At 68.8% G+C, this 19,705-nt stretch carries 20 protein-coding genes and 1 pseudogene; 8 read left to right on the top strand and 13 right to left on the bottom strand.

Annotated elements, in window-relative coordinates; all coding sequences use genetic code 11:
• Positions 1-70: 70 nt before the first annotated feature.
• On the top strand, positions 71-655 hold the full coding sequence (locus K1T35_RS17590; protein WP_220261208.1) for a hypothetical protein: 585 nt from the start codon (positions 71-73) through the stop codon (positions 653-655).
• 83 nt (positions 656-738) lie between these two features.
• Positions 739-2,058 carry a peroxidase gene (locus tag K1T35_RS17585; RefSeq protein WP_220261207.1) on the top strand — a complete coding sequence of 440 codons (1,320 nt, stop codon included), beginning with the start codon at positions 739-741 and terminating at the stop codon, positions 2,056-2,058.
• Between the two features lie 12 nt (positions 2,059-2,070).
• Here the strand turns inward: K1T35_RS17585 and K1T35_RS17580 are convergent, their stop codons facing one another.
• The 3 genes from K1T35_RS17580 to K1T35_RS17570 form a co-directional block, all read right to left on the bottom strand.
• Positions 2,071-2,661, bottom strand: coding sequence for a hypothetical protein (locus K1T35_RS17580; RefSeq protein WP_220261206.1), 591 nt, complete (start codon positions 2,659-2,661; stop codon positions 2,071-2,073).
• A 7-nt stretch (positions 2,662-2,668) separates the two neighbouring features.
• Positions 2,669-3,793 carry an AI-2E family transporter gene (locus K1T35_RS17575; RefSeq protein ID WP_220261205.1) on the bottom strand — a complete coding sequence of 375 codons (1,125 nt, stop codon included), beginning with the start codon at positions 3,791-3,793 and terminating at the stop codon, positions 2,669-2,671.
• A gap of 96 nt (positions 3,794-3,889) precedes the next feature.
• The gene (locus tag K1T35_RS17570) at positions 3,890-5,707 is read right to left on the bottom strand and encodes an alkyl/aryl-sulfatase (protein ID WP_255622070.1); all 1,818 of its coding nucleotides are present in this window, start codon (positions 5,705-5,707) and stop codon (positions 3,890-3,892) included.
• 341 nt (positions 5,708-6,048) lie between these two features.
• Here K1T35_RS17570 and K1T35_RS17565 point away from each other — a divergent pair, with 341 nt between their 5' ends.
• Positions 6,049-6,645 (top strand): potassium channel family protein, encoded by a 597-nt coding sequence (locus K1T35_RS17565; RefSeq protein ID WP_255622068.1) that lies wholly within the window; start codon positions 6,049-6,051, stop codon positions 6,643-6,645.
• 71 nt (positions 6,646-6,716) lie between these two features.
• Here K1T35_RS17565 and K1T35_RS17560 read toward each other — a convergent pair whose 3' ends face one another.
• Positions 6,717-7,019 (bottom strand): amphi-Trp domain-containing protein, encoded by a 303-nt coding sequence (locus K1T35_RS17560; RefSeq protein ID WP_220261203.1) that lies wholly within the window; start codon positions 7,017-7,019, stop codon positions 6,717-6,719.
• Positions 7,020-7,033: 14 nt separating this feature from the next.
• Complete coding sequence (locus K1T35_RS17555; protein WP_220261202.1) at positions 7,034-7,528, bottom strand: DUF1269 domain-containing protein; 495 nt, start codon at positions 7,526-7,528, stop codon at positions 7,034-7,036.
• Between the two features lie 371 nt (positions 7,529-7,899).
• On the opposite strand from K1T35_RS17555, the gene K1T35_RS17550 reads away from it, so the two are divergent.
• Positions 7,900-8,100, top strand: a complete 201-nt coding sequence (locus K1T35_RS17550; protein WP_220261201.1) for a hypothetical protein — start codon at positions 7,900-7,902, stop codon at positions 8,098-8,100.
• A gap of 11 nt (positions 8,101-8,111) precedes the next feature.
• On the opposite strand, the gene K1T35_RS17545 is transcribed toward K1T35_RS17550, so the two are convergent.
• From K1T35_RS17545 to K1T35_RS17535, 3 genes are read right to left on the bottom strand one after another with little or no spacing between them, the layout of a single operon-like run.
• On the bottom strand, positions 8,112-8,264 hold the full coding sequence (locus tag K1T35_RS17545) for a hypothetical protein (RefSeq protein WP_220261200.1): 153 nt from the start codon (positions 8,262-8,264) through the stop codon (positions 8,112-8,114).
• 18 nt (positions 8,265-8,282) lie between these two features.
• The gene (gene glgX / locus K1T35_RS17540) at positions 8,283-10,400 is read right to left on the bottom strand and encodes a glycogen debranching protein GlgX (RefSeq protein WP_220262673.1); all 2,118 of its coding nucleotides are present in this window, start codon (positions 10,398-10,400) and stop codon (positions 8,283-8,285) included.
• A gap of 32 nt (positions 10,401-10,432) precedes the next feature.
• A complete protein-coding gene (locus K1T35_RS17535; protein WP_220261199.1) occupies positions 10,433-13,138 on the bottom strand; it encodes a glucosidase in 2,706 nt (901 codons plus the stop codon).
• A 200-nt stretch (positions 13,139-13,338) separates the two neighbouring features.
• Between K1T35_RS17535 and K1T35_RS17530 the strand changes: the two genes are divergently transcribed.
• Positions 13,339-13,746, top strand: coding sequence for a YccF domain-containing protein (locus K1T35_RS17530; protein WP_142100035.1), 408 nt, complete (start codon positions 13,339-13,341; stop codon positions 13,744-13,746).
• A 78-nt stretch (positions 13,747-13,824) separates the two neighbouring features.
• Here K1T35_RS17530 and K1T35_RS49775 read toward each other — a convergent pair.
• Positions 13,825-14,217 (bottom strand): annotated as a pseudogene (locus tag K1T35_RS49775) (RDD family protein); the annotation flags it as partial.
• Between the two features lie 41 nt (positions 14,218-14,258).
• Positions 14,259-15,044: a hypothetical protein gene (locus tag K1T35_RS17520; protein WP_220261198.1), complete on the bottom strand. Its 786-nt coding sequence runs from the start codon at positions 15,042-15,044 to the stop codon at positions 14,259-14,261.
• 306 nt (positions 15,045-15,350) lie between these two features.
• Between K1T35_RS17520 and K1T35_RS17515 the strand changes: the two genes are divergently transcribed.
• Both K1T35_RS17515 and K1T35_RS17510 read left to right on the top strand, forming a co-directional pair.
• The gene (locus tag K1T35_RS17515; RefSeq protein WP_255622064.1) at positions 15,351-15,800 is read left to right on the top strand and encodes a hypothetical protein; all 450 of its coding nucleotides are present in this window, start codon (positions 15,351-15,353) and stop codon (positions 15,798-15,800) included.
• A gap of 214 nt (positions 15,801-16,014) precedes the next feature.
• Entirely contained in the window at positions 16,015-16,326 is a 312-nt protein-coding gene (locus K1T35_RS17510; RefSeq protein ID WP_220261197.1) for a hypothetical protein, read from the top strand.
• Positions 16,327-16,458: 132 nt separating this feature from the next.
• On the opposite strand, the gene K1T35_RS17505 is transcribed toward K1T35_RS17510, so the two are convergent.
• The gene (locus K1T35_RS17505) at positions 16,459-17,517 is read right to left on the bottom strand and encodes a ferritin-like protein (RefSeq protein WP_255622063.1); all 1,059 of its coding nucleotides are present in this window, start codon (positions 17,515-17,517) and stop codon (positions 16,459-16,461) included.
• A gap of 264 nt (positions 17,518-17,781) precedes the next feature.
• On the opposite strand from K1T35_RS17505, the gene K1T35_RS17500 reads away from it, so the two are divergent.
• Complete coding sequence (locus K1T35_RS17500) at positions 17,782-18,699, top strand: NADP-dependent oxidoreductase (protein WP_220261195.1); 918 nt, start codon at positions 17,782-17,784, stop codon at positions 18,697-18,699.
• An 81-nt stretch (positions 18,700-18,780) separates the two neighbouring features.
• Here the strand turns inward: K1T35_RS17500 and K1T35_RS17495 are convergent, their stop codons facing one another.
• Positions 18,781-19,113, bottom strand: a complete 333-nt coding sequence (locus K1T35_RS17495; protein WP_220261194.1) for a YkvA family protein — start codon at positions 19,111-19,113, stop codon at positions 18,781-18,783.
• A 93-nt stretch (positions 19,114-19,206) separates the two neighbouring features.
• Positions 19,207-19,632, bottom strand: a complete 426-nt coding sequence (locus tag K1T35_RS17490; protein ID WP_220261193.1) for a universal stress protein — start codon at positions 19,630-19,632, stop codon at positions 19,207-19,209.
• Positions 19,633-19,705: the final 73 nt, after the last annotated feature.

The following is a 19,705-nucleotide window of genomic DNA, read 5'->3' as shown; positions in this document are numbered from 1 at the left end:
CACGGTCAACGCTGCCTCACTTGTGCCGAACCAACAGGATCCAGGCGCCCACGTGACATGGAGAGATCCGATGACAACAGGGACAGAAGCCAACCGGTCAGCTCAGCCGGAGCGGCCAGGCATGACAGATGGAGTGGCAAGCGAGTTCACCGTCTTCTGCAAGATCAAGCAGGGCCACGCGGATGCGCTGCGCGAGGTGTTCGCCCTCATGAGAGACCAAAGTCAGTTGAGCCGAGATGCACTGCGCGAGGTCGGGACACTGCACTACGCACGGCATGTGATCTTCGACAATGATACGCGGTTGATGTTCGCCAGCGAATTCGACGGGTCGTGGGACACCTACATCGACGACTTCGCTACGACGTCGATTGCAAAGAACTTCGACATGGTCTTTCGACACACGGAAGGGTTCCCCGGAATTACCGATCCCAACGTGAAGGACTGGTTTGTCTCCCAGCAGGAGCCGGCGCTCGTCTTCAGCGGTTCGTATCCCGATCTCACCGTCAGTCAGATCTGGAAGGATCAACGCGTGAATGAGTCCTTTCAGGCCGTGCTCGACACTCCCGAGTTCCAGGCGGCACTCGACAACCCCGCCAACGCGGCGCTGCTGGCCACCCCAGCCTTCCAAGAACTGCTCGACGTAGCCGCGAGCTGAAGACCACCACATTGGCCGCGCCGCAGTGACCTTGCCTTGGAGGCACAATCATGAAGGCATCAGCAATCAGCAGCCCTCCGAGCGTGGGTCTGGAGATCGACGACATCCAGAGCGGAGCTCTTCACCACCGGCCGGCACCGTACGTGGGCAAGTTTCTCGTCCTGCGCGTCGACGACCGCCACGCCGGGCGTGCCTTGCTGCGGCGGCTGCTCCCGGCGGTCGTGGGTGGACTCCCGAGCGCCAACCCGAATAAGGACGCCTGGGCTGGTGTGGCCTTCACGTACCACGGACTACGAGCCCTCGGGGTGCCCCAGGCATCGCTCGACAGCTTTCCACTGCCGTTTCGGCAGGGCATGGCCGCGCGGGCCGACGTGCTCGGCGATGTCGGGGAGAGTGATCCGGTGCATTGGGAGCCACCGTTCGGGACTCCCGATGTTCACATCGTGGTGAGTGGGCTCTCGCCCGATGCGGCGCGTCTGGAGAAGGCGCTGGAGCGAGCCCGCGCCGCCTACCGGGAGACGCCAGGTGTCGAGGTGATCTGGCAGCAGGATGTTCACCAGCTCCCCACCGGGCGCACGTCGTTCGGCTTCCGCGACGGCATCAGCTATCCGGGCATCGAGGGGACCGGGATACCCGGATCCAATCCCCAGGAAGCCCCCCTCAAGGCTGGTGAGTTCATCCTCGGCTATCCCGATGAGACCGGCAATCTGCCGCCGATGCCGCAGCCGGAGGTCCTGGGGCGCAACGGGACCTACCTGGCGGTCCGCAAGCTCCACACCAAGGTCGCGGCCTGGCGTCAGTACCTGCGCGCGAACACCACCAGCCTCGACGAGGAGGCGCGACTGGCGGCGAAGATGATCGGGCGCTGGCCGAGCGGAGCGCCGCTGACCCTCTCCCCGGACCAGGACGATCCCGCGTTGGGCACAGATCCGCACCGCAACAACGATTTCCTGTACCGGGAAAACGACGACCGCGGCTTCAAGTGTCCAGCCGGTGCACACATCCGACGCGCCAACCCGCGCGATGCCAACATCATCGGAGCGGCACGGTTGCACCGCATCATCCGCCGCGGCACGAGCTACGGCCCGCCGCTGCCGGAGGGCGTTCTCGAAGACGATGGCGCCGATCGGGGTCTCGTCGGGACCTTCATCGGCGCCCACCTGGACCGGCAATTCGAGTTCATCAAGTCCGAGTGGATAAACGATGGCAACTTCATCGGATACTCGGGCGAAAAAGACCCGGTGGCCGGGCACCACGACGGAACCGGCACCGTCACCATCCCACAGAAGCCCGTCCGACGCCGCCTGCAGAACCTGCCAAGCTTCGTGGTCACCCGCGGCGGCGAGTATTGCTTCCTTCCGGGTCTCCGTGCCCTGAGCTGGCTCACCGAGCTAGAGAACTGAGCACGTCGCCGATCAGGAGACTCGCTCAGCCCTGGTGCGCAGCGCGCGGTTCTGGACGAGCCATCCGACAACAGCCAAGATCACCCAGGCGGCGGTGGCGAGTGCACTCTGCGCGCCGGTGGTGGGTTGACCGAGGAAGCCGAGGCCGGTCGGGGCGAGGGTCGCCAGCGCGTTGAGGATGATGCTCGCGCCGCTGAGCGCGGTCACGGCGGCAAGCAAAGGCGCTCGGTGCCGGTCGGCCAGGAATCCGAGGATCAGACCGAGGGCCGCCGCGAAGAGCACCGCGACCAGTGCACTGCCCTCACCCAGGCCCACGTGTACGTAGATCTTGAGCGCGATCGTGGCGCCGGCAAGTCCACCGATCACCCACATCGCGAACCTGAACACCAACGAGACGAGGACGAGCCCGGCGATCGCCCCGGCGACGGCTATGACGAGTCCGACGAGCCCGTCCGCGCCGAGCAGGTCGGCGAACGCCCAGGCGAGCGCGAAGCCCACGCAGAGCGCGGTCAGCCGCAGCGAACGGCCCCCGGCGAAGCACAGCACCAGCCCCACCAGGAGGAGGAGCACGCCGGCAGGTAGGGCTGTCTGCGCTGGATCCATGACGGGTTCATCCCTTCAACGGTGGCGGCGCCGGCTCGGTCGCCGTACGCGCTGCTTGTCGATTCGCTCGTTCCTGCGCCACCTCGGCGCTCAGGAGGGCACGGGTCTCGACCGTTGGCCCGACGGCAGGTTGCCAACAGCGGGCACGCGGATCCGCATCCATGAGAACCGCCTTGGCGAGCAGCGTCAGCGGGATCGCCAGAATGGCTCCGATCGGACCGATGATCACAGCCCAGAACAGCACCGAGAACAATGTCACCGTCTGGCTCAGCGAAACCGCTTGGCCGACGACCCGCGGCTGGACGATCGACTGCACGACCGCATTGATGACGGCGTAGACGACCAACACTGCGATCGCGGTCGACCAGCCTCCCACCAGAAATCCGAAGAAGAGAGGCGGAACGAGGGCGATGAAGTAGCCGACGTTCGGAATGAAGCTGCAGAGGAAGGAGAGCATCCCCCACAACAGTGCGGACGGTACGCCCAGGAAGGCCAGCGCAATGGTGTTCAGCGTTCCCTGCACGATGCCGAGCAACGTGGTCACCACCATGTACCGCCGCACGTTCGACGTGTACTGTGTGATCGCCGCGATGAAGTCCGGGTTGACCTCTCCGAGCTGGCCGAAGATCACGCGGGCGTACGCGGAATCCGCCGCCATCAGGATCATCATCGTGAGAACGATCACCAGCGCTCCGGTCAGGTCCGCGACTCCGCCCAACGCACCGGCCACCGTTGCCACGATGTTCCGGGGGTCGACACCTGCCACGATGGTCTGGATCTGCGCCTGATCGATTCCCACGCTCCCCAGCCATCGGGCGATGCTCTCACCGATTTGGGTGAACTGATCCGAATAGGTCGGCAGCATCGCCACGAACTGGATCAAGGCGATCACGATCGCATACACGAATGCGGCAAGCACCCCGAACACGACGAGGACGATGGCCGGTGTGGCGATTCCCCTCGGCACGCCGCGCGCCGGCAGCCAGGCGCGAACGGGAGCCGCGCAGATCGTCAGGACGAGCGTGAGGAGCGTCGGAGCCAGGATTCCCCGCAGGCTGCTGATGCCGATCCCCGCGACGGTCGCCCCGGCCAGGCCGACGAGAATGATGGCGGCCCGCGGGTACCTCGTCATGGGAACGCCATCAGCAGTCGTGGTGCTGCCACCTTCGGCCATCTTCGGTGCGGCCGGCGGTGCTGAGGGGGTTGTGGAATCTGTTGACATCGCCGCCTACGGCGTCATGATGTTGAAGGATGGGTTGCCTCTCTCGAGCACGTCCAGCAGCGACTCGAGAACCTTCTCGTCCCCCGCGATGTCGGCGCCCGGACTGGTGGTATCTCCTCCGAGGAGCCCGAGCATCCTGCTGGTGGTCAAGGTCAGGGTCATGTCCGCGGTGTTGTCGGCCGGTCGCTCTCTGTGGACGAGCACACCGTTGCGGAGGGTGAGCCGGTAATTGGTGTCGATGTCGGTGAACGTCACGTCGAGGGACAGGTCGAGGCCCCACGCGCGGGGTCCGTTGACCGAGATCGCCAGCGAGTCGAACAGCTGCGCCGGGGTCAGCTGGGCGACGATCGCGGGCGCGGCCGTGACGGCCGGGGTGCCGAAGTTGCCTTCACGGAGTTCGGTGGTGCCGGAAAGGAAGAAGTTGCGCCACGTGCCGTTCTCGGCCCCGTAGCCCAGTTGCTCGAGGGTGTCCGCGTACAGCTCGCGGGCAGGGCCGTGGTCCGGGTCGGTGAAGACCGCGTGGTCCAGCAGGGTGGCCGCCCAGCGGTAGTCGCCGGAGTCGAACGCCGCCCGCGCGAGCTCGACGACCCGGTCGATGCCCCCGAGCGCGCCGACGTAGCGGGTGGCGAGCTCGGCCGGCGGGTACGGCCACAGCCGGGCCGGGTTGCCGTCGAACCAGCCCATGTAACGCTGGTAGATCGCTTTGACGTTGTGGCTGACCGAGCCGTAGTAGCCGTGGGTGCTCCACGAGTCCGTCAGGGCGGGCGGCAGCTCGATCATCTCGGCGATCTCGACCCCGGTGAACCCCTGGTTGAGCAGGCGCAGGGTCTGGTCGTGCAGGTACGCGTACAGGTCGCGCTGGGTCGAGAGGAATGAGACGACCCGCTCGCGGCCCCACGTCGGCCAATGGTGGGAGGCGAATGCCACGTCGGTCCGCGTCCCGAACATCTCGATTGCCTCGGTCAGGTACTGCGACCACACGTGCGGGTCACGTACCAGGGCCCCACGCAGGGTGAGCAGGTTGTGCAGGGTGTGGGTCGCGTTCTCGGCCATGCACAACGCGCGGTGCCGCGGGAAGTAGAAATGCATCTCCGCGGGAGCTTCGGTCCCCGGTGCCATCTGGAACTCGATCTCCACCCCGTCCACGGTGAGGGTCTGGCCGGTCGTGGCGATGTCGTGGGTGGGCACGATCAGCCCGATCTCACCGGTCGACGTCGTCTGCCCCAACCCGGCGCCCACCTGGCCCTGAGGGCCGCGCGCGAGCGCCGCGCCGTACATGTAGCCCGCGCGACGGGCCATCGCCGTGCCCGCGTAGACGTTCTCCTCGACCGCGTGCTGGGTGAAGCCCTCAGGGGCGATCACCTGAACCTTCCCGGCGTCGACGTCATCCTGCGTGGCGACCCCGAAGACGCCACCGAAGTGGTCCACGTGGCTGTGCGTGTAGATGATCGCAACCACCGGCCTGTCACCGCGATGCTCGCGGTACAGAGCCAACGCCGCGGCCGCGGTCTCGGTGGAGATCAGCGGGTCGATGACGATCAACCCGGTGTCACCTTCGACGATCGTCATGTTCGACAGGTCCAGACCGCGCACCTGATAGATGCCCTCGACCACCTCGAACAGACCTTGCTTCGCCACCAGCGTCGACTGCCGCCACAGGCTCGGGTTGACCGTCGCCGACGCCTCGCCGTTCAGGAACGCATAGCTGTCGCTCTCCCACACCGCCCGGCCGTCCGCAGCACGAACCACCCCCGGCTCCCACGACCCCAAGAACCCCCGAGCGGCGTCATCGACGTCCGCCGTGTCCCCGAACGGCAGCGTCATGGACAGCTCCCGATGGGCGGACTCGGTGGACCGGGTCGGCGGCTTCTGAATCATGAGCGCTGCCCTTCGTCGATGCGTGTCCGGTCGACGCCGACCCTCGCGTCTCGTGGCCCCGTCCGCGTCACTCACTACAGGTGATCCGCGGTCGTTACCCCCGGGATACGCACCATGCGGCCACCGCGCCCTCGACCCGGTCGAACAACATTCCGTGTTCCTCGGCTCCGAGTCCGGAGGCGCTGGCGACCGGCTTGCGCGCGGCCTCATCCCTGACGGATGAGGCCCCCGCCGTATTCGCCGGGCAGGTTCGATGCCCACCCCTACCGACATCGGAGGCGGGGCCGGTGACGAGGAAGCACTACGACGAGCTGACCCCAGCCGCCCGCAAGCGCCTGGTCGTGGCGTCCCTGCTGCGGGCAGGCGCATCGGTGACGGTGCTGGTGCTCGTGTACTACACCATCCCGCTGGACCGGCCACTCGATGCCGTCACCTGGATCGGGTTCGGGCTCGGCCTGGTGGCGTTCGCCGCGGTCATCGCCTGGCAGGTGCGGGCCATCCTCACGTCCGACGTCCCGCGGCTGCGTGCCATCCAGGCCGTCGCCATCGGCCTCCCGATGCTCCTTGTGCTGTTCGCCTCGACCTACCTGCGAATCTCCCGCGATGCCCCGGACAGCTTCAGCGAGGCGCTGGGCCGGACCGACGCGCTCTACTTCACGGTCACCGTCTTCGCCACCGTCGGCTTCGGAGACATCGCACCGCGGAGCGAACTCGCGCGGATTCTCACGATGTTCCAGATGATCACAGGCCTCGTGGTCGTCGGGCTGGTTGCGAAGATCCTTTTGACCGCGGTGCAGACGGCGGTTCGGCGCCGGGAGAGCGAAAGCTCGGCAATGGCAGTTCCGCCGGACGGCCGGAAGCCGGACGCGCCCGATCGCGGGTGACGGCTCACCCGCCGCGGCTGTACCGCCCGCTGCGGGTGAGGCCACCGACGGCCGGGTCAGGAGTGCGCCGGTCAGGAGTGTGACCGCGCCGCGGCCTTGCCGGCGCGGGCGTGCTCGCGCGGCGTCGCGGCGGGTTCCGGCTCGGCCGACGCGGTCGACCACTTGAACTCCACCTCGAGTTCCACCTCGTCGCCGTCGACCTCCACCTCGACCTCGCACCGGACGTGGTCGGGAACGTGGAGCTTCACGGTGCTGGCGCCGAGCTCGACCTCGACGTGGCCGCCTGCGTCGAGCGCATCGGCCAGCGCGGAGAGCCTGCGTGCCGCCTCGTGCCGGGTGAGTGACTCTTTCCGGCTGATCTCGACGTCCGACATCACGAGCTCCGTTCTCACTCGGCCTCGGCGAAGGCCTCGCGCAGCTTGGCTTCCTGCTCGTTCGACAGGTTCGTCGACAGGAGGGTGGCGCCGGTCTGCTTGAACTCGTCCAGCACCTTGTCGACGACGACGTGCGAGCTCATGACGAACAGCGCCGATGTGCCCGGCGTGACCTGCTCCCGCACCTGGCGGACGAAGGAGTCGTCGATGCCCACGTCGGACATCGAGCCCATGATCGCCCCCATGGCGGCCCCCATCGCCATGCCCAGGAGGGGAACGAAGAAGATGAGGCCGAACAGCAGACCCCAGAAGCTGCCGCCCAGTGCCCCGGCCCCGGCCAGGCTGTGCAGCTGCTGCGTCTTCGGCTTCTTCCGCCCCTCGGTCCAGTAGACGTACGCGGCGTCGTTGATCGTGATCAGCTCCTCCTTCTGCATCCGCTGGAGGAGCCCGAGAGCGCTCTCCGCTCCGTGCACCGTGTCGAACTTCCACACCGTCAAGGTCGCTGCCATGCCCGTCCTCCCTCAGGATCGATCGGTCGTCACGCACTCTGGTGACCGCGACCCGCCGCGCCATCACCCCGGAGGGGCGAATGTGGGAGGTGAGCCTCCCGCTGCTACCGCACCGTCCGGTTGGAGACGCCCGGCAGCACTGCGATCGTGAACCTCATCGCGGCCCATCCGACCAGGAGCAGCAGGACCCCGTGGCGCACAGCAGCCTCCGTCGTTCCCGCCGTGCCTTCGGACACGATCGCAAGCAGTTTCAACCGCGACGCGCGGCCGGAGCTTCACCCGTGGCGGACGGTCAGAACGCTCTCGCCCGCCGTTAACGTCGCCCCCGGCGGGGCCGAGACATCTCGGTCGTCCCTCCGAGGAGGCACACCATGGCCGCATCGCCATCGCCTGATGCCGGTCGAGCGGGGAAGCGCTACCGGCTGGACACGCCCGCCGGCGTCATCGACATCTCCGTGCTGCGCAGCTACCCGGACGGCGCCGTTGACGTCCTGTGCACCTGTTGCGGTGCCCGATGGGAGCGGAGACACCTCCAGCTCGGAAACTGCGGGATGACGACGCAGGCAATGTGATCGCCCGGAGGTCAGATCCGGGGGCCGCGCACGGTGGGGACCAGGCTCTCCGGCTGCACACCTACGAGCTTCTGCTCGGCCGCCGCGGTTGCGGCGCGCGCCCTCGGCTGCCCGCCGGGCGGAGTCCGGGGCGCGGGCCCGATCTCGACATGCTCGGTGGTCATACCGTCAGCCTTGCGCCATCAGCCGGCATTCATCTCGCCCGGCACTGGTGAAACGGGTCCGCGGAGCACGACCAATGACCTGGCGTTGACCGTGACGGGATCGCCGGCGCCCAGCTTTGCCGGCGAAGCGACGCCGGTGGGCTCGAAGCTGTCCAGTTCCGGCTCCCAGACCTGCCCGTCCCGGGTAGGCGGTATCACGAACTCCAGCGGCTCCCACCAGGCGTTGACCAGCACGAGGAAGTCGTCGTCGAGGAGCAGGGCACCGTCCTCGGCATGGTCGGGCTCGTCGACCCCGTCGAGGTAGATCGCCACACTGCGGGCACCCGGATCAGCCCATTCCTCGCCGGTGACGATCTCTCCGGCCGGTGTGTACCAGCGCAGTTGCTGCCAATCGATCCCGGAGAGGAACCGCCGGCGCCGGAACACCGGGTGGCCCCGCCGGAATGCGATCAGGTGCCGGGTGAAGGTGAGCAGTTCTTCATCGACGTGGTCCCAGTCGAACCAGGTCAACGGGCCGTCCTGGCAGTAGGCGTTGTTGTTGCCCTGCTGCGTGCGACCGAGCTCGTCGCCGCCGAGCAGCATCGGCACCCCGAAGGACAGCATCAACGTCGTCAACATGGCTCGCTGCTGCCGCCCGCGTAGGGCGAGCACGACCGGGTCGGTGGTCGGACCCTCGGCGCCGCAGTTCCACGACCGGTTGTCGTCGGACCCGTCGCGGTTGTCCTCACCATTGGCCTCGTTGTGCTTGGTGTCGTAGGACACGAGATCGGCCAGGGTGAACCCGTCGTGCGCGGTGATCAGGTTGACCGAAGCGGTGGGGGGGCGGCCCCGGCCACCGTAGAGATCCGACGAGCCGCCGAAGCGTGTCGCGAAATCGCCGAGCAGGCCGTCGTGGCCGCGCCAGAAATCACGCGTGGTGTCGCGGTAGCGGCCGTTCCACTCCCGCCACAGCGGCGGGAACCGACCGATGTCGTAGCTGTCGCCCTGGCCGACGTCCCACGGCTCGGCGATCAGCTTGGCCCTGGCGACGACCGGGTCCTGCGCGACCAGGTCGAAGAACGCCGAGAGGCGGTCGAAGCCGCCCTGCTCGCGGGCGAGCGTCGGCGCCAGGTCGAAGCGGAATCCATCGACCCGCATCTCGGTGAGCCAGTAGCGCAGCGAGTCCATGATCATCTGCAGGGCGAACGGGTCCGCCGCGTTGAGCGAATTGCCACATCCGGTCGTGTCGACGTAATGGCTCGGGTCCGCCGGGTCGAGACGGTAGTAGGCGGCGTTGTCGATGCCGCGGTGGCACAGCGTTGGGCCGAGGTGATCGGCTTCGGCGGTGTGGTTGAACACCACGTCGAGCACCACTTCCAGCCCGGCGCCGTGCAGGGCGTCGACCATGGCCTGGAACTCGGCGACCTGTCCACCGGGGCGTGCGGCGCGCACGGCTGCGGAATAGCCGGCGTGCGGGGCGAAGTAGCCGATCGTGTTGTAGCCCCAGTAGTTGGTCAGGCCGCGCTCGGGCAGGAATGCCTCGGGAACGTTGTGGTGGACCGGAAGCAGCTCGACCGTGGTCACGCCGAGGCTGACCAGGTGGGAAAGCGCAGCGTCGTGCCCGAGGCCGGCGTAGGTCCCGCGGAGCGCGGCGGGCACGCCGGGGTGACTCGCGGTGAAGCCCTTGACGTGCACCTCGTAGAGGACCGTGTCCGAGTACCGGTGCCGGGGCCGAGGTCGCTCGCTCCACCGGAACCCCGTGTCGATCACGAGGCTCCGCGGCACGTGCGCCGCGGACTCCAGGTCGCTGCGCGCGTACGGATCATCCGGCCGGTGCGCGAGCACTTCCGGCCCGAACCGCACCTCCCCGCTGATGGCCCGGGCGTAGGGGTCGAGCAGGAGTTTCGCCGGGTTGTACCGCAGCCCCCGGCGCGGATCCCACGGCCCGGACATCCGATAGCCGTACGCCTGGCCGGGGCGGACACCCGGCACGGAACCGTGCCAGACGCCCGCGTCGTACTGGGTGAGCTCGACCCGGGTCTCCCCGCCGTGTTCGATCTGGTCGTCGTCGAACAGGCAGAGGTCCACCGCGTCCGCACCCGAGGCGACCGCGAAGTTCGTGCCACCGGGCGATGGGGTCGCACCCAGCGGGAACATGCTCCCGGGAAGGGCTGACGTCACCGTGGTCGTCACGATCGCACCCCTTCGTCGCGCATCCGGCGCAGCACGGTGCCGATCGATTCGGTCGCGCCGTGCCTGCGGCGGATGAGATCGGCGACCACGCCGGTCCACCCGGTCTGGTGGGACGCGCCGAGCCCGGCTCCGTTGTCGCCGTGGAAGTACTCGTTGAACATCAGGTTGTCCCGCCATGCCGGATCGTCCTGCAGTCGGTCCACCCAGCCGAAGCACGGCCGCCGGCCGTCGGCACCCCTCAGGAAGATCGATATCAGGCGATCCTGGAGATCCCGCGCCACCGCACCCAACGACATCCGGTGCCCCGAGCCGGTCGGGTAGTCGACCGCGTAGTCGTCGCCGAAGAACCGGTGATATCGATCCAACGCCTCGACCACCAGGTAGTTGAGGGGGAACCACACCGGGCCGCGCCAGTTGGAGTTGCCGCCGAACATGTCAGTGGTCGACTCCGCCGGTTCGTAGTCGATCGTGGCGCGGACCCCCTGGACGTCGAGCTCGTAGGGATGCTCGCGGTGATAGGCGGAGAGGGCGCGCAGACCGTACGGCGAGAGGAACTCGGCCGGGTCGAACAGCGGACGGAAGATCCGCTCCAGCTTGTCCGCGCTGACCACGCTGAGCAGCAGCTGGCGCTGGTCCGGGCCGCCGCGCAGGAGCCCGAGCTTGACGAGCTTCTGCCGGTCCCGCAGCCCTTCGCGGTCCAGGAACTCGGTGAAGTACTTCCCGGCTGCCTCGACGCGGTCCAGCATCTGCTCGTCGACGACCCCGGCGGCGAGCATCGGGATGATGCCGACCATCGAGCGGGTCCTGACCGGCACCCGCTGGCCGTCGGACGTCGCGAGCCGGTCGTAGAACATGCCGTCGGTGTCGTCCCACAGCCCCTGGGAGTCGATCGCGTCGCGGATCGCGGCGAAGTGCTCGAGGAACTTCAGCACCAGATCATCGGCCGACCGCTGTCCGGCGCGGCGCAGTATCAGCGCGATCGTGCCCATCGACAGGGCGTAGGTGGCCATCCACCCGGTGGCGTCGGACTGCTCCAGCACCCAGCCATCCGGCAGGTGCGAACGGTCGATCGGACCGATGTTGTCCAGCCCGAGGAAGCCGCCTTCGAACAGGTTCGAGCCGTCGGAGTCCTCGAGGTTCACCCACCACGTGAAGTTCACCAGCAGCTTGTCGAACACGCGGCTGAGGAACTCGATGTCCCGGCCGCCGTCGATGGCGAACACCTCGAGCGCGGCCCACGCCTGCACCGGCGGGTTGACGTCGCCGAAGTCCCATTCGTACGCGGGCAGCGCGCCGTTCGGGTGCTGGAACCACTCGCGGCAGATCAGGAGGAGCTGGGACTTGGCGAACGCGGGATCGACGTGCGCCAACGCGACGCAGTGGAAGGCCAGGTCCCATGCCGCGAACCAGGGGTACTCCCACTTGTCCGGCATCGACATGATGTCGAAGGCCTTGAACGTGCGCCATCGGGAGTTACGGCCGAATTGCCGTGAGCCGGGCGGGAGCGGTTCGTTCGGGTCGCCGTCCAGCCAGCGCGCCACGTCGTAGTGGTAGAGCTGCTTGCTCCACAGCATCCCGGCGAATGCCTGGCGCATCACGGCCGCCTCGTCCGCGGACGCGGCGGGTGGCGTCAGCTCGGCGTAGAACTCGTCGGCCTCGGCCCGCCGTGCGGCTCGGACCAGCTCGAAGTCCGTGCCCACCGTGCCGGCCGGTTCCGGTGGCACCCCTGCCGGACGCAGCCGTAGCCGCAGCTCGACGGTCTCGCCCGGTCCGACCTCGATCCGGTACCAAGCCGCGCACTTGCTGCCGCGCCGCTCCGGGTTCACCGTCGCCGCGCCCGCGATGACGTGGTCGTTGATGCCGTCCTTCGGGAACCGAGGGCCTGGGTCCGCTCCGTACAGCCGCGCTGTGTTCGTCTCGTTGTCACAGAAGAGCAGGGTGGGGTCGGCGCCATCGGGACCCGGTCCGGCGACGAGCTCGAGGTCGCCGAGGAACGGGTGCGGCACGGTCACCGACTGCGAACCGGTGGCCTCCAGCACGGGCACGGGTGCGTCGAGCTCCCAGGACCAGGTGTTGCGGAACCACAGCGTGGGGAGCACGTGCAGCACGTCGGCCGCCGGGCCTGCGTTGGTGACCTCGATGCTCATCAACAGATCGGTGGGATCAGCCTTCGCGTAATGCACCTCGACGATCCAGTAGCGGTCGTCGTCGAACACGCCGGTGTCGAGGAGCTCGTACTCGGGATCGAATTTGCCCCGCCTGCCGTTCTCCGCGCGCAGCTGCTCGTAGGGGAAAGCAGGTTGTGGGTAGTGATAGCGGTACCGGTTCCAGGAGTGGCTGGGCAGGGCGTCTAGGTACCACCAATAGTCCTTGACGTCCTCGCCGTGGTTGGCCTCCGATCCGGTCAACCCGTACGCCCGCTCCTTGAGGATCGGGTCGCGACCGTTCCACAGCGCGAGCCCGAGGCACAACCGCTGCTCGATGTCGCTGAACCCGGCGAGGCCGTCCTCGCCCCACCGGTATGCCTGGGATCGCGCGCGGTCGTGCGGGAGGTAGGTCCAGGCCTCACCGTCGGCGCTGTAGTCCTCGCGGACCGTGCCCCACTGCCGCTCGCTGAGGTACGGCCCCCAGAGATACCAGGGGCTCGCGTGCCCGCCCTCGACGTGCCCGAATCCCTCGGCCCGTTCGCGTTCGGCTCCCACCGCGACCTCCCCTGGTTCGCCCCACGGCAGGGCCGAGTCTCGGACCTCGACATCTCCGGGAACTCATCCGCTGAGGGCGAACCGGTCGTTCGTCAGGACCGCGGTGGCCGACACCGGGGTACGAGCCGCCCGACGCGGGTGAGGCGGCCGGGCCACGGCCCGATGCACGCTCAGAGGGACCTCGTCGATGGAGGACCGCGATGCGAACCGTGCTCAACGTCATCTGGCTGCTCCTCTGCGGGATCTGGCTGGCGATCGGCTACGTCCTCGCCGGAGTGGTCTGCTGCCTCCTCATCGTCACGATCCCGTTCGGTCTGGCGTCGTTCCGGATCGCGGACTTCGCGCTGTGGCCCTTCGGCCGGCAACTCGTGCGCCGCGAGGACGCGGGGGCGCCGTCCACGATCGGCAACGTCATCTGGATCATCTTCGCCGGCTGGTGGCTCGCGCTCGCGCACCTCACCACGGCCGTCGCGCTGGCGGTCACGATCATCGGGATCCCGCTCGCCTGGGCCAGCCTGAAGCTGATCCCGGTCTCGCTCGTCCCGCTCGGGAGGATCATCGTGCCCACGGACGACGCGCAGGCCACCCGGTATCCCGTGGTGCGCTGACGCCGCAGGGGTCTCGCCCGGTGCGGATGCGAACATCGGCTGCCGGTCGTAGATCACGATCGAGCCGACGACGAGGTCCTGTGCCGACCGGCGCGTCGGGCTGATCGCGCACCACAGCAACCCGACGGGGAACGGGACGCACGCCAATGCGCGCACCAACGCCCGGGCCCAGCCCAGCCGGCCGCCCCGTCGCGCGAGCACCCGGATCCCGAGCAGGCCGGCGCCGTAGGTACACCCGGTCGTGGCCCACGCCACAGTGAGGTAGGCGGTCGCGATCAGTCCGGCAAAGACAACGGTGACCTCCGTCGTCGGACGGGGCCAGGTGAACGCGAGGGGCGACCACGCGAACCGGGCGCCTGCGATCGAGAGGTATACCAACACGGTCAGCAGCACGACCACGGCGAGGTCCACGGCGGCGGCGAGAAGCCGGGTGACCACGCCGGCGCGACACGGCCCAGGAGTGGCACTCATCTGCCGCCCTCGCTGTGCCGCTGATTCGCTCGCACGTTCGCTCATTGCAGCGCAGGCCGCTCGGGATCCGGCCGTCGCAACACCCGGCCGACGAAGCGGGCAACCGCGTCGTCGGCGTGCATCCCCTCCGCCCGGAGGCCGCGCACGGTCTCCGAGGACAACGCCCTGCTGGACTGACGGATGATCTCCGGCAGATCGATCGCGTCGATGACCTGGCGCGCGATCCCGGCGAGGTCGAGGCGGGCCACCACGGCGTCGAGGTTCACGCGCCCGACGACCGCATCTGCGTCGAGATGCCTCGCGATCGCGTCGAGATCGAGACGGGATGTGACGAGGTCCAGATCGACCCTGGCGACGATCGCGTCGAGGTCGATGCGGTCGAGGATCGCGTCGAGGTTCACGCGGGCCACCACGGCATCCAGATCAGCGCGGCTCACCGCGGCGTCGAGGTCGGCGCGGGCAACGATGGCGTCCACATCGATTCCACGGGCGAGCGCGTCGAGATCGACATTCCGGCGGACGAGCTCGGTCAGGTCGACGACATCGACCACCGCCAGCACGAGCCGGCGGACGTTCTCCCGCATCGCGCGCGCCAGCTCGGCCCGGACCTGTCCCCCGCGATCGGCGAGGCCTGCCATCACTTGCTCCCCCGCTCCGAGGCGGGACATCCGCATGCCGAGCGTGACCACCGTGCCTGCAGCGGCGAGGACGGGCCCGGCGAGCGTGCCCACCAGGTCAGCGAGGGCGGCCCCGACGCCCAGAGCCGTGTCCCCTCTACCGCCGGAAGACTCGTCGGGTCGGTCGCCCCGCCGCTCGTCATCGCGCACGCTCCCACGCTCCGTCGGACTCCACGCCTCGGCCTCACCCGGAGCGGGCGAAAATCCGCAGGACTGAAGGCGATGACGACCTCCGGACCGGCCGACGGCCGGCAAGATCGCGGCCGAGATCAGCCAGCTGCGCGAGGCGAACGATTGCGCCGCTCTCCGGGCGCCCCTGGCGCCGCAACACGGCCGGCTCGGGCCCGGGCCGAGCGCGGGCGGAGGCTCCATCGCCCGGCTCACCCGTCACGGGTGAGGGACCTGCGGGCTCCGAGAGCAACGATCGCCGCGAACCACACGAGGAGGAGGTGCCCGATGTCCACATCGCACCAGGGCAGCCAGGCCGACTATCGCGATGCCACAGTGCGCAGCGTGAGCGGCATCTCGCCATTGGCCAGCGGGCTCGCCCTGTTCGCCGGAACAGTCATGATCATCGCAGGGGTCTTCCAGGCCGTCGCGGGGCTGGTGGCGCTCTTCCAGAACGAGCTGTACGTCGTCGGTGTGAACTACGTGTTCTCCTTCGACGTCACGGCCTGGGGCTGGATCCACCTGCTCGTCGGCGCCCTCGTCGCCGTTGCCGGTGCGGCCGTGCTCGTGGGCCACCTATGGGGACGCGTCATCGGGATCGGGCTCGCCAGCCTGAGCATGCTCGCCAACTTCCTGTTCGTCCCCTATTACCCGATCTGGTCACTGCTGATCATCGCGCTCGACGTGTCCGTGATCTGGGCCCTCTGCTCGTACGACCGCGAAGCCGCCCGTCGCTGACGCGCCACCGCCTCCGAGTCCGCGGGTGCCGATTTCCGGCTGCTCGCGGTGCGCGTACCGCCGCCGGTCATCGACATCGCGCCCGGCCGCCGGAGCGGGCGGCAGATGCCTCAGCCGAAAGCGTCGAGCGACCGGGCGCATCAGCCGCAGCACGTGATGCCCGCGCCAACCGAACGCTGCTCCAGCCCCGAAACACCCCATGAGGAGCCCCGAGGTGCGCCCCGTCAACCATCCACCGGCCTTACGACTGGCCTCCGAGCCCGTGCCTGACCAGTTCGCCCTCGAGGACGACGACGCTTCGGGGCGCGGCCCCTTTCCGGCGCAACCGGCAGTGGGTCGCCACGACACAGCCACGCTCGAGAGCTGGGCCCGCGCGTGCTGGCCGATGCATCTGTACGCGGTGCTGGGGAACGAGGTCGGCCGGGCCGTCGAGGCCGGTGTCCTGACAGTCCCGGAAGGCGAGTCCCTCATCGCGCGGCTCACCGTCGTGATCGACCAGGCCATAGGCGTCGACGAGAACCGATGAGCCGGACAGCGGGGCGACTGCGCCGTCGCCGTCGAGCGCCCGATGCAGCGGGTGCGCCTCGATCCGGCGTGTCGTGAGGCCTCTCCGTCTGATCCGGGTGCTCGCCGACGGGCACGAGCGGGCGTGGAGGACTTACTCGTGCGTGCTCGCGCTGCGCCGATCCCTCGGCACCCACTCGAAGGTGGGACCCGCCGTCGAGCCGCCGTTGCCGTCGGGCATCCGCAGCAACGCCAGCGCCTGCTCCCGCACCGCGTACATCGTGCCGATCGCGGCCCCGAGTCGCGACGGGCTGCCGGTGCAGGCTTCTTCCAGCTGTTGCAGCAGCAGGCAGTAGGTGCGGTTGAACTCCTCCTGCGCCTGCCGGACGGGGCTGCCCGGCGCGTGGTCGGTCGTGCGCGGGTTCGGCCGCATCGGCGCGATGCCGTCGAGGTCGACGACGAGGGCCTCGCCCGTGGGACCGGACCGTGGCGTGTCTCCCGCCTGGAACCGCCTGCCCTCCTTCAGCTCCACGAAGCGGAAGTAGTGCGCGACCTCGTCCCGATCCGGGTGGACGACGTCCCGGTCGCCGTCCCAGACCTCCGTGCGGGTCGCGCCCTCACCCTGCTCGACGATCTCGCCGAGAGCGTCGAGCGCCGACGCGAGGCCCACCACGGCGATGACCCGGCCGCCGCCCCGCCGGAAGTGGACGTCGCTGATCTGGCGCGCCGGGTCGCCGCTGAACACGGCCTCTTCCCCGAGGGTCGCGCACAGCTCGCGCAGCCCGTTCTCGATCGCCGTGTAGAACTGGCCGATCGTGGCGTAGCCGTCGGCCTGTGCCGGGGCGTCCACCCGGGCCGGCTGCTCGATCCGCAGGAACAGGTCCAACGCCTCGGGACCGAACGGGCCGAGCCCGACCTGCACGGATCCATCGCTGTGCGGCAACGGGTGTGGGTAGGAAGGCAGCAGGTGCGGCGCGTCGAGCACCGGGTCCGCACCCACGGCGTTCAGGAGGTTCGCCGCCAGCAGCAGGTGCAGCATCTCCTCGGCGAACACAGTGCCCACGACCTGTGCGGCCTCGGCGTTCCGGTCGGGATCGAGGGAGTACAGCGCACAGAGGTACGGCGGGAGGGTGGAGTGCTCGAGCTCGAGCGCCCACTGCAGATGCGTGCGCAGCTCGTCGAGCGTCGAGATGCCGGTGGTGGAGAGCGTCACGGTCGTCCTTCCTCGGTCGGACGGGGCACACGCCCGTCCCGAGGAAGGACCGGATCCCACCCTCGTCTGTGACACAGGACCGCGACGCCCCTCGCAGGCGGTCGCCCTACCCCGTGCCCCGGGCCGAGACCGCGGCCGAGATGTGCGCGAGCTTCGCCCACGCACGCTCATCGCGGCCAGGGCCGTCGCCCACTTCCATTGCGCGCAAGGTCTGAACAGGCAGTCACCGCGTTGATACCGATGCGTAGGCCCACGGAGGCACCGATGAAGGCAATCGTCGCTACGGACCAGGCCTCGGAAGCAGCCGGGATCACACTCACGGAGCGGCCTGAGCCGACGCCGGCGATCAACGACGTCGTCGTTGAAGTCCATGCGTCCGGCTTCGTCCCTGCAGAGTGGGAGTGGCCCTCGACGTGGGTCGATCGCCTCGGTCACGATCGAACCCAGGCGATCATCGGCCACGAGTTCGCCGGAATGGTCTCCTCCCTCGGCTACGGCACGACGGGACTCTCGCCGGGACAGCGGGTGTTCGGGATCACGGACTGGCACCGCGACGGAACCCTGGCCGAGTACGCGGCCGTGGAGGCACGCAACCTCGCGCCGCTGCCCGGGAACGTCGACTTCACGGTGGGTGCCAGTCTGCCGATCTCCGGCCTGACCGCGTGGCAGGGCCTGTTCCACCACGGCCGTCTTCAGGCCGGGCAGAGCGTCCTCGCACACGGTGCCGCCGGCGCGGTCGGGTCCATGGTGACGCAGCTCGCCCGGGAGTTCGGCGCCTACGTCATCGGTACCGGGCGGGCGGTCGACCGCCAGGCCGCACTCGACTTCGGCGCGAACGAGTTCCTCGACCTCGACAACGAGGAACTCGAGGACATCGGCGGGGTCGACCTGGTCTTCGATGTCATCGGCGGTGACATCCAAAGGCGCTCGGCGAGCATCATCCGCTCTGGCGGGACGCTGGTGTCGGTGGTCGGGCCCGCCGAGGCTCGCCCGGTCGACGGCCTCGCGATCGACTTCGTCGTCGAGTCCGTTCCGAATCAGCTGGTGGAGATCGTCGACCGGGTGCGGGACGGGCGCCTCCGCACTCACATCGGAACCGTCGCGACCCTCGACGACGCCGTCCCTGCGCTCAACCCGACCGAGCGGCGCAAGGGCAAGACCGTCATTCGCGTGCGCCCCTGAGCACTCTGGAGCAGGCCAACAACACCGACATGCCACCGACCGAACTACGCCAACAGCGGCACTGCCGATGACGAGGCGGAATCAGGCCGAGTCGCGATCGCGGTGCGGGGTTCGCCGACCCAGTCGACCCAGGTCCACCCCGCCATCGCTGAGGAGGCGGTGCGCCTTCACCAACTTGTAGACGAACAACACCACCGCGACGGTGACGCCGGCGTCGTCGACCAGCCCGAGCGGACCGAGGACCGCCTCCGGCACGACGTCGATGGGCGAGACGAGGTAGACCGCCGCGGCACCCATGGCGATCAGGCCACGCGGCGGGACGCGGTAGCGCCACATCACGTACCCGAGCACCAGGACGACGAGCAACCCGAGTACACCGACGATCAGCAGGGTGGTGCGCAGCCAGTCGGGCATGGCCCCAGTCTGCCGGGTCCTGGGCCACGCCGCCGGATGCCGCGAGGCCGGCAGGCGAGATCAATTACCTGGTCGACACTGCGTGTCGAGCCACTAGGTGTGCGAGTCGGCAGCGGATTTCACTGCGAGGACAGGACAATCGGCTTCGAGCAGGATCCGCTGCGCCGAGCTGCCGAGCAGGAATTTGCCGACGCGGGTGCGGTGGCGGAGCCCGACGACGATGAGCGTTGCTTCGACCTCCTGCGCGACCTTGACGACGTGCTCGCTGTGCTCGAAGAGGGGCTCCGGGGGAGCGATGTCGACGGCAAGTCCTGCGGCATCGAACTCCGCCCGGAGTTCGGCGAGGTCGGCTTCGATCGTCGAGGGAGTCGCGTCGTGGCCTTCCTTGGACAGATCGACGACGAGCAGGGGGAGCTTCCGAAGCAGTGCCTCGCGGCCCGCCTGGCGCAAGGCCGCGTGTCCTTCCGGCGTTGACTGGAAGCCGACGACGATCGGGCCGGTGGCGACGGGAGTGGTCATGACGATTCCTTCCAGGCTGTGATGAGGCTCGTGGGGAGGGCACCTGGCTCGGAGCGGCGCGCCGCTCCGAGCC

This window comes from Pseudonocardia sp. DSM 110487 (assembly GCF_019468565.1).
Classification (GTDB): Bacteria; Actinomycetota; Actinomycetes; order Mycobacteriales; family Pseudonocardiaceae; genus Pseudonocardia.
This window is presented reverse-complemented; position numbering and strand designations above follow the sequence as displayed.